Here is a 14,563-nt window from a genome sequence, read left to right as displayed (position 1 = left end):
CGTGGATCAGCTGAGCAAGAGGGGGACCCGTGGCCCGTACCGTGCTGGTGACCGGCGGCAACCGGGGGATCGGCCTGGCCATCGCGCAGGCGTTCGCCAAGCAGGGTGACCGGGTGGCGATCACGCACCGTAGCGGCGACGCGCCCGAGGGGCTGTTCGGCGTCGTCTGCGACGTGACCGACTCCGCCTCCGTCGACGCGGCCTTCACCGCCGTCGAGGCCGAGCTGGGCCCGGTGGAGGTGCTGGTCGCCAACGCCGGCATCACCGACGACACGCTGATCATGCGCATGTCGGAGGAGCAGTTCACCCGGGTCCTGGACACCAACCTCACCGGCGCGTTCCGCTGCGCCAGCCGGGCGTCCAAGAAGATGCTCCGCGCCCGGTGGGGCCGCATGATCTTCATCTCCTCGGTCGTCGGCCTCTACGGCGGCCCCGGGCAGGTCAACTACGCGGCGAGCAAGGCCGGCCTGGTCGGCGTGGCCCGCTCGATCACCCGGGAGCTGGGCGGGCGCAACATCACCGCCAACGTCGTCGCGCCCGGCTTCATCGACACCGACATGACCGCCGCCCTGCCCGAGGAGCGGCGGGCGGAGTACGTGAAGGCCATCCCGGCCGGCCGGCTCGCCGCGCCCGAGGAGGTGGCCGCGGTGGTCACCTGGCTGGCCTCGGACGCCGCCGGCTACGTCACCGGCGCCGTGATCCCGGTCGACGGCGGCCTCGGCATGGGCCACTGACCGGTCCCGCCCGGGTCGGCGACGCCGCCACCGCGCCCAGCGCACGAATCCCAACGGAGGAACTCGCACATGTCCGGACTGCTGGCCGGTAAGCGGCTGCTGGTCACCGGCGTCATCACCGACGCCTCGATCGCCTTCTCCGTGGCGAAGATCGCCCAGGAGAACGGCGCGCAGGTCGTGCTCACCGGCTTCGGCCGGCTCTCCCTGGTCGAGCGGATCGCCCGGCGGCTGCCCGAGCCGGCCCCGGTGATCGAGCTGGACGTGACCAATCCCGAGCACCTCGCCGGCCTCGCCGACAAGGTCCGGGAGCACGTCGACGGCCTCGACGGCGTGGTGCACTCGATCGGGTTCGCGCCGCAGAGCTGTCTCGGCGGCGGCTTCCTCGACGCGCCGTGGGAGGACGTGGCCACCGCCCTGCACGTCTCGACGTACTCCTACAAGTCGCTGGCCATGGCAGCGCTGCCGCTGATGTCGCCGGGCGGCGCGGTGGTCGGGCTCACCTTCGACGCCACCAAGGCGTGGCCGGTCTACGACTGGATGGGCGTGGCCAAGGCCGGGCTGGAGTCGGCGTCGCGCTACCTGGCGCTGCACCTGGGCAAGCAGGGCATCCGCAGCAACCTGGTCGCCGCCGGGCCGCTGCGCACCATGGCCGCGAAGTCGATCCCCGGCTTCGTGCAGTTCGAGGACGCCTGGTCCGACCGGGCGCCGCTGGGCTGGGACCTCACCGACCAGGCGCCGGCGGCGCGCGCCTGCCTGGCCCTGCTGTCGGACTGGTTCCCGGCGACCACCGGCGAGATCGTCCACGTCGACGGCGGCTACCACGCCCTCGGCGCCGCCTGAGGCGAAGGAAGGGCCCCCTGTTAACGCATTCGGTATAGCAGGGGTCCCTTCTTAACGCCGGAGACCGGGGGACCTTACCGCCGGGACCAGGGGGCGTCGCAGGGCCGTCGCCGGGCGCGGGGAAGAATGGGCCCATGGCGTACGACGCGTTGGTGCTGGTCTCCTTCGGTGGCCCCGAGCGGCCCGAGGACGTGCTGCCCTTCCTCCAGAACGTGACGCGGGGCCGGGGCGTGCCCCCGGAGCGGCTGGCGGAGGTCGCCGAGCACTACCTGCACTTCGGCGGGGTCTCCCCGATCAACCAGCAGTGCCGCGACCTGCTCGCGGCGATCCGGGCGGACTTCGCCGCGCACGGCGTCGACCTGCCCGTCTACTGGGGCAACCGCAACTGGGACCCGATGCTCGCCGACACCGTGGCGCGGATGCGCGACGACGGCGTCACCCGGGCCCTGGCGTTCGTGACCAGCGCGTACGGCGGCTACTCGTCCTGCCGGCAATACCAGGAGGACATCGCCGCCGCCCGGGCCGCCGTCGGCCCCGACGCCCCGGTGATCGAGAAGCTGCGCCAGTTCTGGGACCATCCCGGCTTCGTCGAGCCGCACGCCGACGCGGTGCGCGCGGCGCTGGGCCAGCTCGACCCGGCGAAGCGGGCCACCACCCGGCTGGTGTTCACCGCCCACTCGATCCCCACCGCGGCGGCCGCGAACGCCGGCCCGCACGGCGGCCGGTACGAGGCGCAGCTCGCCGAGACCGCCCGCCTGGTGCACGCGTCCGCCGCGCCCGACCTGCCGTACGACCTGGTGTGGCAGAGCCGGTCGGGCCCGCCGCACGTGCCGTGGCTGGAGCCGGACGTCAACGACCACCTCGCCGCCCTCGCCGAGGCCGGGACGACCGGCGTGGTGGTGAGCCCGGTCGGGTTCGTCTCGGACCACCTGGAGGTGGTCTGGGACCTCGACACCGAGGCGCTGGAGACCGCCAAGCGGCTCGGGCTGGAGTTCGCCCGGGCCGGCACCCCGGGCACCGACCCGCGCTTCGTGGCGATGGTGCGCGAGCTGGTCGCCGAGCGCACGGAGCCCGGCGGCGAGCGGCTGCGCCGCCGCCTCGGCGCGCTGCCGCTGTGGGACACCTGCCCCACGGTGTGCTGCGTGCCGGCGCGCCGCCCCTGACCCCCGGGTCCGCCCGGTCCTGCCCCGCCACCCGACACACCCCCTGGGACGACGAGATGCACGAACGCAAGCCGGTGCAGAGCTGGCTGACAGACATGGACGGCGTGCTGGTGCACGAGGGCCAGCCGGTGCCCGGCGCACCGGAGTTCATCAACAAGCTGCGCTCCTCCGGCAAGCCGTTCCTGATCCTGACCAACAACTCGATCTACACGCCGCGCGACCTCCAGGCCCGGCTGACCCGGATGGGCTTCGAGGTGCCCGAGCACGCGCTGTGGACGGCGGCGCTGGCCACCGCCCAGTTCCTCGCCGACCAGCGGCCGGGCGGCACCGCGTACGCGATCGGGGAGGCCGGGCTGACCACCGCCCTGCACGCCGTCGGGTACGTGCTGACCGACTTCGCCCCGGACTACGTGGTGCTGGGGGAGACCCGCACGTACAGCTTCGAGGCGATCACCAAGGCGGTCCGCCTGATCAACGACGGGGCCCGGTTCATCTGCACCAACCCGGACGTGACCGGCCCGTCGGTGGAGGGGGCGCTGCCGGCGGCCGGCTCGGTCGCGGCGATGATCTCGAAGGCGACCGGGGTCGAGCCGTACTTCGTCGGCAAGCCGAACCCGATGATGATGCGGTCGGCGCTGAACACCATCAACGCCCACTCCGAGTCGACCGCGATGATCGGCGACCGGATGGACACCGACGTCCTGTGCGGCCTGGAGGCGGGGCTGGAGACGATCCTCGTGCTGACCGGGATCAGCACCCGCACGGAGGCCGAGCGGTACCCGTACCGGCCGTCGCGGATCGTCGGCTCGGTGGCGGACCTGATGGACGAGATCTGACCCCACCCGGGGGCCCGACGGTCAGGGGCGCAGCGGGGCGTTGCAGGCGGCGACGAGGGCCTGCCGGCAGGCGGTGGTGAGCGGGCGCAGCGCCGCGTCGCGCTGCTGGGCCTCGTGGTTGTTGACCGCGCCGCCGGGCGCGCTGTGCCCGGCCAGCGCCAGCACCCGGTCGAGCACGGCGGCGCGGGCGAACAGTCGGCGCGCCCGCGGATCGAAGCCCGGCGGCAGGTCGGTGGTGCCGTCGGGGCGGCGCAGCGCCTCCAGCGCCCCGGCCAGCTCGGGCCGCCACTGGGCGACGTCGAGCCGGGTCAGCGCGGCGGTGGTCTCGGCGAGCGCGGTGGCCAGCTCGGCCTCGGCCTCGGCGGCGCCGGGCGAGCCGAGCGAGGCGGCGGGGGCGTCGGCGGGCAGCGGATAGCACCGCCACAGCACCGTCTCCCACGTCATCCCCGAGCCGGAGGTGTGCGTGCGGACCTCCGGGATCACCCCGATCGGCCCGGCGACGACCGCCTCGCCGGCGAGCAGCGCGGCGCCGCTGAACTCCCCCGGCCCGGGCAGCCCCCGGGGATCGCCCGGCACGGGCAGCACCAGCCGGATCTCGTCCGGCGAGAGCTTCGCCAGGGCGGGCAGCGCGTCGCGCAGCGGGACGTCGGTCCAGGTGCCGGGGGCGTCGGCGACGAGGTGCTCCTCGTCGCCGGCGATCTCCTCGGCGACCTCGTCGTACGGCACGAGCCCGGCGCGCCACGCGCGTATCCAGGCAACGAACCGGCTCGACCGGCGCGGCGCGACCGTGACCGCGCCCGTTGCGGGGAGGGACATGCAAGAGAGGGTACGTGGTGTGCGCCGTCCGTGTCTCGACTGCCGCTCGCCCGGCGTCGGCTGCCCCCGCCTACCCGCTACCGCCCGACCCGTCCCGCCGCCGTCGGGTCCGTCCGGTTCCGCTGCCCACCGCCATGGTCGGCGCGCCCCGCTGCATGATCGGCGCGGCTGCCGCGCGGCCGGGCGCGGCGGGGGCTAGCGTGGCGGGCATGGTGGGGCGCTACGGCGAGGACGTGTTGGCGGGCGACTGGCGGCGGCGCAGGGTCGTCCCCGAGGTGGACGCGGAGGCCGACCTCGTGGTCGAGGACGCCGACTCCGGGTTCTGCGGCGCGGTCGTCGGCTTCGAGTCCGGCGCGGTGGTGCTGGAGGACCGGCACGGCCGGCGGCGCAACTTCCCGCTGCTGCCGGCCGCGTTCCTGCTCGACGGGCAGCCGGTGACGCTGCGCCGCCCGGCCCGGTCGCCGGTGCCGGCCGCCCGGCGGCGCACCGCGTCGGGCTCGATCGCCGTGGCCGGCGTGCGGGCGCAGGTCGCCAAGGCCAGCCGGATCTGGGTCGAGGGCGTGCACGACGCCGCCCTGGTGGAGCGGATCTGGGGCGACGACCTGCGGATCGAGGGCGTGGTGGTGGAGCCGCTGGACGGCATCGACGACCTGGAGTCGCGGGTCCGCGACTTCGGGCCGGGGCCGACCCGGCGGCTCGGGGTGCTCGTCGACCACCTGGTGCCCGGCTCCAAGGAGAGCCGGATCGTGGCCCGGGTGACGTCTGCGCACGTGCTGGTCACCGGGCACCCCTACGTCGACGTGTGGCAGGCGGTGAAGCCGGCCGCGCTGGGCATCGCGGCGTGGCCGGTGGTGCCGCCGGGGCGGCCGTGGAAGGAGGGCGTCTGCGCCGCCTTCGGGGTGGCGTCGCCGGCCGAGATGTGGCGGCGCGTCCTGTCCCGGGTGGACAGCTTCGCCGACGTGGAGACCCCGCTGATCAACGCGATGGAACGCCTGATCGACTTCGTCACCGAACCGTCGGCCTGAGGCCAAGGCCACCGGCCCTTCGGCCTGAGCCCGCCCCTCGGCCTGAGCCCGCCCGTCGGCCGGGGCGGGCCCGGGCCGGTGCGCCGGGTCAGGGCTCCTCGTCGGGGGTGCGGGTGAGCAGGAACGTGGCCACGTCGAGGGCGACCGGCCGGCCCGCGTCGTCGCGGACCACGGTGAGCAGCTCGCCGTCCTGCTCGCCCGAGCGGCCCCGCCAGCGGTCCGGCCCCTCCGGGGTGAACCGCAGCACCGGCTCGTTCTCCGGCGGGCTGGCCCACAGGTCGCCGGTGGCCGGGTCGGCGCGGAACTCGAACTCCCCGCCCATCCACCACCAGCGGCCGGTCAGCTCCGCCACGTCGGCCGGGGGCGGGGCGTCGGCCGGCAGCCACGGCGCGACGGGCTCGGGCAGCGCGTCCAGCACGGTGGTCAGCACCTCCCGGGCGAGCGCGCCGAGGTGGCCGACGCGCAGCCCGTACGAGTTGGCGAAGCCGACCACGGCGGTGCGGGCGGGCCGGTGCACGGCGAGCGTGGCGACGTAGCCGGGCATGGAGCCGCCGTGCCCGACGTGCACCCGCTCGCCCACCCGGTACAGCTCCAGCCCGAGGCCGTGCCCGCTGGTCCAGCCCTGCGGGTCGCTCATCGTCACCGTCGCGCACATCTCGGTGAGCGTGTCCGGGTGCAGCAGCGCCGGGTCGGGGTCGGCCAGGAACGCCGCCCAGCGGCCGAGGTCGGTGACGGTGGACCAGAGCTGCCCCGCCGGCGCCATCGCCCCGGTGTCGGTACGCGGCTCCTCGCGCAGCGTGTCGTGCCACGGGTGCACCACGTACCCCCGGGCGAACGGCTCGACGGGGTCGTAGCAGGTGCGGGTCATGCCCAGCGGCTCCAGCAGCCGCGCCCGCAGCAGGTCGCGCCAGGGCGTGCCGGTGACCGCCTCCAGCGCGCCGCCGAGCAGCCCGTACGCCAGGTTGGAGTAGTGGTAGACCCGGTGCGGCGGGTAGGCGATCTTGTGCCCGTCCACCCCGGCCAGCACGGCCGCCAGGTCGCCGACGTCGACCCGTTCCCACCACGCCCCGTCGGGCTCGCGTTGCAGGCCGCTGGCGTGGCCGAGGAGCTGGCGCAGGGTGAGCCGGCCGACGCCGGTGCCCGGCAGGTGCCGCTCCAGGGGGTCGTCGAGGGCGAGCGCGCCGGCGTCACGCTGCTGCATGATCAGCACGGCGGTCATGGTCTTGGTGATCGAGCCGAGCCGGTACTGCCGGTCGGCGTCGGGGCGGGGCCGCTCCCCGGCGGCGGCGAGGTGGGCCAGTTCGCCGTCGCGCACCACGCCGAGCACGAGCGAGGGGGCGCGCCCCTCGGACTGGGCGCGGGCGACCCGGGCGTCGACGCGGCGGGCGGTCTCCGGTGGCAGCGACACGTGTTCCTCCAGCTCTCGGGGTGGTTCCGCCGGGGCCTCGCGGGGGTGGTCCCGCCGAGCCTACTGATCTTGCCGACGGGCCGCGCGTGCTTTGACGTGTCACCCTTGGGGGGTGGACGCGGTGTTCTGGGTCGTACTGGGCGTGGTGTTGGCGGTCGCCGAGATCTTCACGACGACGCTGTTTCTGATCATGTTCGCGGTCGGCGCGTTCGCCGCCGCGGGCGCGGCGGCCCTGGGCGCCCCGACCGCCGTGCAGGCTGTGGTCTTCGCGGTGGTGTCCGCGCTCACGGTGGCCGTGGCGCGGCCGGCGATCCGCCGGCACGCCCGCTCCACGTCCGACGGCGCCGAGCCGATCGGCCTGGCGGCGATCGAGGGCTCCACCGCGCTGGTGCTCGAACAGGTCGACACCGGGCAGGGCCTCGTCAAGATCGATGGCGAGCTGTGGAGCGCCCGGTCGTACGACGCGACGCAGAGCTTCGCCCCCGGCCGACGGGTACGGGTGATCAAGGTCCAGGGCGCGACGGCCCTGGTGTGGGATGACGACGTTTCCACCTCGGGCGAGCTGCCCGAAGCGAGAGGGTGAAGGGTATGGAGTTTGTGTCGGTGCTGTTGATCGCCGTGGCGTTGATCGCCATGGTGACCCTGATCAAGGCGGTGCGGATCGTGCCGCAGCAGCGCCAGGACGTGGTGGAGCGGCTCGGCCGGTACAAGCGCACCCTCAACCCGGGCCTGAACCTGCTGGTGCCGTTCATCGACGCGGTGCGCACCAAGGTCGACATGCGGGAGCAGGTGGTCAGCTTCCCGCCCCAGCCGGTGATCACCTCCGACAACCTGGTGGTCTCGATCGACACGGTGCTCTACTTCAAGGTCGTCGACTCGGTCCGGGCCACGTACGAGATCTCGAACTTCCTCCAGGCCATCGAGCAGCTCACCGTCACCACGCTGCGTAACGTGATCGGCTCGCTGGACCTGGAGCGGGCGCTGACCAGCCGGGAGGAGATCAACCGGCACCTGTCGGGCGTGCTGGACGAGACGACCGGCCGGTGGGGCATCAAGGTCACCCGGGTGGAGATCAAGGCGATCGAGCCGCCGCCGAGCATCCGCGACTCGATGGAGAAGCAGATGCGCGCCGAGCGGGACCGCCGTGCCGCGATCCTGAACGCCGAGGGGCACAAGCAGTCGCAGATCCTCACGGCCGAGGGCGAGAAGCAGGCGGCGGTCCTGCGCGCCGACGGTGACCGGCAGGCCCGCATCCTCCAGGCGGAGGGCCAGGCGAAGGCGATCCGCACGGTCTTCGACGCGATCCACCAGGCCAACCCGAGCCAGAAGGTGCTCGCCTACCAATACCTCCAGGCCCTCCCGCAGATCGCCAACGGCACGGCGAACAAGGTCTGGATCGTCCCGGCCGAGCTGACCAAGGCCCTGGAGGGGATGGGCGGCGCGCTGGGCGGGCTGAGCCAGATGGTCGGCGACGCGCCGTCACCGGAGGCCGCCGACGGGGCGAGCGCCGTGGAGCGCGAGGCCGCCGAGGCCGCGCAGGCGGCGGCCGCCGCCGCCCGGCAGATCCACGACGAGGTACGCGTCGCCGAGGCGCAGGCCACCGGCGGCACCGCCCCGCAGGGCCTGCCGGCCCCGGAGCCGGTCTCCCCGGCCAGCCTGCTGACCGACCCGGCCGACCAGCGCGAGCGGGGCTGACCTCCGGCGGTCGTCGCGCCCGCCCGGCGGGCGGGAATGCGAATAATCCTCATGTGGCGCTCCGGTGCCTGACACGATCGGTCCGACAGGACGGGTCGTGACCAGGACCGGGGCGCCGCGGCGCGTCCCGCCCCGCCGACGAGCGCAGCGAGGTGTCGCATGAAGGATCCGCTGGACAAGTTCCTCTCCCCGCCGCCGGTGCCCGGCGCGCACGATCCCGCCGGCCCGCTCGGCACCCGCCGCACCGGCGGCGGGTTCGGCGTGCTGCCGTTCGTCACCGAGCCGGGACCGGCCGCCCCCGCCACCAACGCCACCTGGGCCTGGTCGCTGCGCCGCTTCGGTCGCGCGTCGGTCTGGCTCCTGCCGGCGTACGCGCTGCTCTACGGCGCCGTCGCGCTGGCCAGCGACGGCGGCGTCGGCAACGACCCGTACCCGGCCGACGGGGGGCAGCTCTACCTCGTCGGCTGGGTCGCCGCCGTCTGGCTCGGCCTGCTGGCCCTGCTGGCCCTGACCGGGCTGCTCGCCGCCACCCGCAGCCGCCGGGTGGCCGCCGCGGGCCTGCTGGCCAGCATCGCCGGCACCGTGCTCATGCTGCCCTTCGCCGGGCTGGCCGAGCAGGCCCCCGTCTTCGGCACCACCGCCCGCACCCTGGTCCTGGTCGGGGCCACCTGCTACACGGTCGGGTGGTTCCTCACCGGGTGGGCGGTGGCCCGCTCGGGCATGTTCAGCCTCGGCGACGGCACGATGATGATGATCGCCGCCCCGCTGCTGGGCATCGGCGGCGCGCTGGTCGGCTCGGTGCAGACCTTCGGGGCGGTCTTCGTGCTGGTCGCGGGGATCGGGATCGGCTACCGGTCCGGCCGCCTCGTGCCCGCCGCCATCGCCCGGGACGCGGCCAGCGCCAGCGTCGCGACCGCGACCGGCCCGGCGGGCGGCCCAGCCCCCGGCACCGGGTCGGCCGGCGGCCCGCTCGCCGCCGGCTGACCGGTCGTCGGCTGCCGGGCTAGCGCCAGTTCCACCGCTGGTTGTCGGCGGAGCCGCAGGTCCACAGGACGATCTTCGTGCCGTTGGCCGTGGCGGCGCCCGTCGCGTCGACGCACAGGCCGGACTGCGCGCCCCGGATCGTCCCGTCGGCGTTGACGGTCCACTGCTGGTTGGCCTGGCCGTTGCAGTCCCAGATCACCACCCGCGTGCCGTTGGCGGTGCCCGCGTTGTACGCGTCCAGGCACTTGTTGCCGTAGACCCTGAGCTGCCGGGCGGAGGTGTACGTCCAGGTCTGGTTGCTCGCGCCGGTGCAGTCCCACAGCTGGGCCTGGGTGCCGTTGGTGGTGGCGAAGTTGTTGACGTCCAGGCAGCGGCCGGACTGCCGGCCGACCAGCCCCCCGGTGCGGGTGCCGCCGCCGGTGTCCTCGGTGCCGCTGACGACGAGCAGCACGGCCTCGCGGGCGGGGACGCTCGTGGCGTAGCTGGTCGTCCGGGCGCCCAGGTCGGTGGCGGTCCACACGTTGCGTACGCTCGCGGTGCCGCCCAGCCCGAGGTCGGCGAAGCGGGCCGTGACGGTGGCGGCCGACCCGGTGCGGTTGAGCAGCAGGACCGCCCGCTGGCCGCTGGTCGCGAGCACCTTGCTGTAGACCTGGAGCCCGGCGGAGTCCTCGGCGACCTTGACGCCCTGCCGGCTCAGCGGGTCCTGGTCGATGGCGATGACCTCCCGGTTGCCGAGGATGGCCCGGGTCTCGGCGGACATGGTGGCCAGGTTGTTGCCGGCGAGCAGCGGGGCGCCGGAGATCGCCCACAGGCCCAGGTGGGTGCGGTTCTGGGCCGCGTTGAACCCCGGCATCCCGGCGATCAGCATGTCCGGGTCGTTGTAGTGGCCGACGCTCTGCGCGGCGGGGTGCTGGGCGGAGTCGAAGTTGGCCAGCACGCGGTCCATGGACGCCTGCTGGCCGTAGTAGATGATGTCCCCGCTGGTGCGCCACATGGTGGACATGCCGGGCGCCCAGTCCCAGGGGCTCTGCACGCCCCAGTTGCAGACCGACAGCACCATCGGGCGGCCGGTCTGCGCGGTGGCGCGGGCGATGGAGTCGCTGATGGCCTGGTAGGTGGTCCGGGGGTTGAGCCCCTCGGCGGAGCCGCCGCACCAGTCGACCTTGACGAAGTCGAAGCCCCACTGGGAGAACGCGAGGAAGTCCTGGTCGTAGTGCCCCTCGCTGCCGGAGCCGGGGGCGGCCGGTCGGCCGGTCGGGTAGTAGTAGCCGCAGCCGTCGCGGCCGGCGTCGGTGTAGATGCCCGCCTTCAGGCCCTTGCTGTGGATGTAGTCGGCGATGGCCTTCATCCCGCCGGGCCACTCGGTGGTGTCGACGGTGATGTTGCCGGCGGCGTCCCGGGTGCCCTGCCACCAGCCCTCGTCGATGTTGACGTACTCGTAGCCGGCGTCCTTGAGGCCGCTGGAGACGAGGCTGTCGACCTGCGTCTTGATCACGTTGTAGTCGATCTTCGCGGCGAAGGTGTTCCACGACGCCCAGCCCATCGGCGGCCTGGTGACCACCTGGTTCGCGGCGGTCGCCGTCGGCGTCTCGTCCGCGGCCTCCGCCGACGTCGTGCCCGCCGCGGCGACCTCCGCCGGGGCTGCGGTGGCGGGCGTGCCCGCCCCGGCCGCGCCCGCGAGCGCCGCGACCAACGCGAGGGCCACGGCCGTCGCGCCGCGCCTGACCGGTGCCGTGCCGGCCGGCCCTGGAGCTGCTCTCATCTGGCCTTCCCTTCCGTTTCGGGGAGGTTGCTGCGCTCACCTGCCGGCAACCCGATTCATTGTTAGCGCTAACATTGTCGGAAGTCAATCTGTTGAGCCGCTCGGGCCGGAGTCGGACAGGGGTGTCGAGCAGGGGCGATGCGCGCCCAGAACGCCGGCGTCCGCCGGTGAAATAGCCGACAACCCGCCGCCGGGGGTGGTCGGATCGCGGCTTTCGTGGCAACCCTTGGCTGCATGCCGCCACCCCGGTCGCCGCTGTCGCGGCTGCTCACCGTGCTGCTCGCCGGACTGCTCGCCGGCCTCGCGCTGGCCGCCGCCGCGCTGCCGGCCAACCTGCTGCTCGGCTACGCCGCCACGTCGGCCGTCGGGTCCTACGCGGCGCTGCCCGAGGCGCTGCGCACCCCGAGCACCCCGCAGCGGTCGTACCTGTACGCCAACGACGGCAAGACGCTGATCACCACGTTCTACGACGTCAACCGCACCGACGTGCCGCTGGCCGAGATCGCCCCGGTGATGCGCGAGGCCATCGTCGCCGCCGAGGACCGGCGCTTCTACTCCCACGGCGGCACCGACCTGCGCGGCATCGCCCGCGCCCTGGTCGCCAACGTCACCGGCGGCGGCACCGAGCAGGGCGGCTCCACGCTGACCATGCAGTACGTGCGCAACGTGCTCAAGACCGACCCGGACCGCACCGCCGAGGAGCGGGCCGCGGCCACCGAGCAGACCGTCGGGCGCAAGCTCCAGGAGATCAGGTACGCCACGGCGCTGGAACAGCGGCTCAGCAAGGACGAGATCCTCAACCGCTACCTCAACATCGCCTACTTCGGCTCCGGCGCGTACGGCATCGCGGCGGCCAGCCAGCGCTACTTCGCCAAGTCCCCGGCCGAGCTGACCCTGCCCGAGGCGGCCCTGCTCGCCGGCCTGGTGCAGTCGCCCGACGCGTACAGCCCGATCGACGGCGACGCCGACGCGGCCCTGTCCCGGCGGGCGTACGTGCTCGACGCGATGGCCGCGACCGGCAAGATCACCGCCGGGCAGGCCGCCGCCGCGCAGGCCGAGGAGTTGACCCTGCGCCCCACCCAGCAGCCCAACGGCTGCACCGCCGTCGCCGAGGGCCACGACGACTGGGGCTTCTTCTGCGACTACCTGCGCCAGTGGTGGCTCACCCAGCCCGCGTTCGGCGAGACCGTGGCCGAGCGGGAGCAGGCGCTGCGCCGGGGCGGTTACACCGTCGTCACCTCCCTGGACCCGAAGCTCCAGCAGACCGCGCAGGAGCAGGCCACGGCCGTCTACGGGTACGACGACAAGCGGGCCCTGCCCATCGCGGCCGTGCAGCCCGGCACCGGCCGGGTGCTCGCCATGGCGGTCAACCGGCATTACAGCCTCGACGCCAACCCCGACGGGCAGACCAACCACCCCAACACCGTCAACCCGCTGATCTCCGGCGGCGGCAGCGTCGACGGGTACCAGGCGGGGTCGACGTTCAAGCTGTTCACCATGCTCGCCGCGCTGGAGAACGGCAGGCAGCTCGCCACCGGCTTCGACGCGCCCAGCCGGCTGCCCACCCGGTACGCCGCCGAGGGCGAGGCCAGCTGCGGCGGGAAGTGGTGCCCCGCCAACGCCAACCCGCAGTGGATGGACGGCTACCGCACCATGTGGGACGGCTTCGGCCGCTCCGTGAACACGTACTTCGTGTGGCTGTCGGAGCAGGTCGGCCCCGCGAAGGTGGTGGAGATGGCCCAGCGCCTCGGCATCACCTTCCGCGCCGAGGCCGACGCCGAGTTCGCCCGCGACAACGCCGCCGACTGGGGGTCGTTCACCCTCGGCGTGGCCGCCACCACCCCCCTCGACCTCGCCAACGCCTACGCCACCGTGGCCGCCGAGGGGACGTACTGCACGCCGTTGCCCGTGGTGTCGGTGACCGCCGCCGACGGCGACAAGGTCGACGTCGGCGAGCCGTCCTGCCGCCGGGTGCTCGACGCCGACGTGGCCCGCGCGGCCACCGACGCGGCCCGCTGCCCCGTCGGCCAGCAGACCACCTACGGCCAGTGCGACGGCGGCACCGCCACCGCCGTGGACACGATCGTCGGGCGTCCCGTCGCCGGCAAGACCGGCAGCTCGGAGCAGGCCGCCACCGAGACGTTCGTCGGCTTCACCCCGCAGGTCGCCGTCGCCGGCATCGCCGCCAACCCCGACGACCCGGGCGACGCGGTCGGCTCGGCCGTGCAGGCGAAGGTCATCGCCGCCGTGGCCCGGACGATCCGCGCCGCCGTGGACGGCCAGCCGGTGCGCGACTTCACCCCGCCCAGCCGCGAGCTGGCCGGCGAGGTGCACCGCCCCGCCCCGCAGCCGACGCCCCCGCCCAGCCGGCCGGAGACCGTGCCGCCGGATGCGCTGCGCTGGCTCAACCGCGGCCGCGGCTGAGGCGCAAGGAAGGGCCCCTGCTTAACGCATTCGGTAGAGCAGGGGCCCCTTCTTAACAAGTCGCCGTGGCGCCGGAGCCGGTGGCTGTGTCAGCCCGGCGCGGCCTGTCCGCCGAGCAGCGGCGTGACGGCCCGGTCCAGCGCGGCGGCCACCTCGTCGGGGTCGCCGTCGCCGGGCACCACGACGAACCCGCCGAACTCCGGCAGCGCCCGGTAGGCGGCGTCCAGCGCGCGCAGGTGCGTCAGCTCCTCGGTGTCGATGCCCCGCGCCAGCACCCGCCGCTGCGCGACCTCCGGCGCGACGGCCAGGAAGCAGACCACCGTCGGCGCGGGGAACACCCGGTAGGCCGCGCGCACCGCCCGCCGGCCACGGTCGCCCCGGGCCCGCATGATCACATGCTGGCAGTACGTCCACCGGTCCAGCACCGCCGTGCGCCCGGTCGCCCACGACCAGAGCAGGGCGCGGGTCATGGCGGCCGCGCGCACCGTCGCCTCGACGACCGGATAGAGGGTACGGCCGAACAGCGCCACCCCGTCCGGCCGCCCGACCGAGCGGGCCAGCCTGTTCCACAGCGGCCGGCCGCCGGCGTTCTCGAAGTACGTGGCCGGGACGCCCCGCGCAGTCAGCCGTCGCGCCAGCGCCCGCGCCTGGGTGGTCTTGCCCGAGCCGTCGACGCCGACGAGCGCGATCAGCACCGGGCGTCCCATGGCCCGCCACCCTACCCACGGCCCGCCACCCGCCCCGCCCCCCGGCGGCCCGTGCCCCCCCGGCGGCCCGTGCCCCCCGGCGGCCCGTGCCCCCCGGCGGCCCTGGCGGCCCCGGCGGCCCGGCGGCCCCGGCCGCCCGGGCGTGCAAGAAGGGGACCCTTCTCTACCG

The 14,563-nt window shown here is 74.5% G+C and carries 13 protein-coding genes; 9 read left to right on the top strand and 4 right to left on the bottom strand.

Annotation, left to right across the window (positions count from 1 at the left end; genetic code table 11):
- Window positions 1-29: 29 nt before the first annotated feature.
- The 4 genes from O7628_RS01970 (at window position 30) to O7628_RS01955 (ending at window position 3,573) form a co-directional block, all read left to right on the top strand.
- A complete protein-coding gene (locus O7628_RS01970; protein WP_043967618.1) occupies window positions 30-734 on the top strand; it encodes a beta-ketoacyl-ACP reductase in 705 nt (234 codons plus the stop codon).
- 69 nt (window positions 735-803) lie between these two features.
- On the top strand, window positions 804-1,574 hold the full coding sequence (fabI, locus tag O7628_RS01965; RefSeq protein WP_278127883.1) for an enoyl-ACP reductase FabI: 771 nt from the start codon (window positions 804-806) through the stop codon (window positions 1,572-1,574).
- A 134-nt stretch (window positions 1,575-1,708) separates the two neighbouring features.
- Entirely contained in the window at window positions 1,709-2,737 is a 1,029-nt protein-coding gene (locus tag O7628_RS01960; RefSeq protein WP_178065715.1) for a ferrochelatase, read from the top strand.
- Window positions 2,689-3,573: an HAD-IIA family hydrolase gene (locus tag O7628_RS01955; RefSeq protein ID WP_278127880.1), complete on the top strand. Its 885-nt coding sequence runs from the start codon at window positions 2,689-2,691 to the stop codon at window positions 3,571-3,573. The genes O7628_RS01960 and O7628_RS01955 overlap by 49 nt, the downstream gene beginning before the upstream one ends.
- Before the next feature lie 21 nt (window positions 3,574-3,594).
- Here O7628_RS01955 and O7628_RS01950 read toward each other — a convergent pair whose 3' ends face one another.
- On the bottom strand, window positions 3,595-4,389 hold the full coding sequence (locus O7628_RS01950) for a hypothetical protein (RefSeq protein ID WP_278127878.1): 795 nt from the start codon (window positions 4,387-4,389) through the stop codon (window positions 3,595-3,597).
- Window positions 4,390-4,598: 209 nt separating this feature from the next.
- Here O7628_RS01950 and O7628_RS01945 point away from each other — a divergent pair, with 209 nt between their 5' ends.
- Window positions 4,599-5,414, top strand: coding sequence for a DUF3097 domain-containing protein (locus tag O7628_RS01945; RefSeq protein ID WP_278127876.1), 816 nt, complete (start codon window positions 4,599-4,601; stop codon window positions 5,412-5,414).
- Window positions 5,415-5,502: 88 nt separating this feature from the next.
- Here O7628_RS01945 and O7628_RS01940 read toward each other — a convergent pair whose 3' ends face one another.
- Entirely contained in the window at window positions 5,503-6,822 is a 1,320-nt protein-coding gene (locus O7628_RS01940; RefSeq protein ID WP_278127874.1) for a serine hydrolase domain-containing protein, read from the bottom strand.
- A 112-nt stretch (window positions 6,823-6,934) separates the two neighbouring features.
- Here O7628_RS01940 and O7628_RS01935 point away from each other — a divergent pair, with 112 nt between their 5' ends.
- The 3 genes from O7628_RS01935 (at window position 6,935) to O7628_RS01925 (ending at window position 9,501) form a co-directional block, all read left to right on the top strand.
- The gene (locus tag O7628_RS01935) at window positions 6,935-7,405 is read left to right on the top strand and encodes an NfeD family protein (protein WP_278127873.1); all 471 of its coding nucleotides are present in this window, start codon (window positions 6,935-6,937) and stop codon (window positions 7,403-7,405) included.
- A 5-nt stretch (window positions 7,406-7,410) separates the two neighbouring features.
- Window positions 7,411-8,517 carry an SPFH domain-containing protein gene (locus O7628_RS01930; RefSeq protein WP_074474282.1) on the top strand — a complete coding sequence of 369 codons (1,107 nt, stop codon included), beginning with the start codon at window positions 7,411-7,413 and terminating at the stop codon, window positions 8,515-8,517.
- 159 nt (window positions 8,518-8,676) lie between these two features.
- Window positions 8,677-9,501: a hypothetical protein gene (locus O7628_RS01925; protein WP_278127870.1), complete on the top strand. Its 825-nt coding sequence runs from the start codon at window positions 8,677-8,679 to the stop codon at window positions 9,499-9,501.
- 19 nt (window positions 9,502-9,520) lie between these two features.
- Here O7628_RS01925 and O7628_RS01920 read toward each other — a convergent pair whose 3' ends face one another.
- Window positions 9,521-11,263: an RICIN domain-containing protein gene (locus O7628_RS01920; RefSeq protein WP_278127868.1), complete on the bottom strand. Its 1,743-nt coding sequence runs from the start codon at window positions 11,261-11,263 to the stop codon at window positions 9,521-9,523.
- Between the two features lie 234 nt (window positions 11,264-11,497).
- On the opposite strand from O7628_RS01920, the gene O7628_RS01915 reads away from it, so the two are divergent.
- The gene (locus O7628_RS01915; RefSeq protein ID WP_278127867.1) at window positions 11,498-13,687 is read left to right on the top strand and encodes a transglycosylase domain-containing protein; all 2,190 of its coding nucleotides are present in this window, start codon (window positions 11,498-11,500) and stop codon (window positions 13,685-13,687) included.
- 89 nt (window positions 13,688-13,776) lie between these two features.
- Here the strand turns inward: O7628_RS01915 and O7628_RS01910 are convergent, their stop codons facing one another.
- Window positions 13,777-14,394 (bottom strand): thymidylate kinase, encoded by a 618-nt coding sequence (locus O7628_RS01910; protein WP_278127866.1) that lies wholly within the window; start codon window positions 14,392-14,394, stop codon window positions 13,777-13,779.
- Window positions 14,395-14,563 lie beyond the last annotated feature (169 nt).

The sequence above is a fragment of the Micromonospora sp. WMMD956 genome (genome assembly GCF_029626125.1).
GTDB lineage: Bacteria > Actinomycetota > Actinomycetes > Mycobacteriales > Micromonosporaceae > Micromonospora > Micromonospora carbonacea.
Note: the sequence above shows the minus strand (reverse complement) of the source record. Positions and strands in the feature narration are given on the sequence as shown.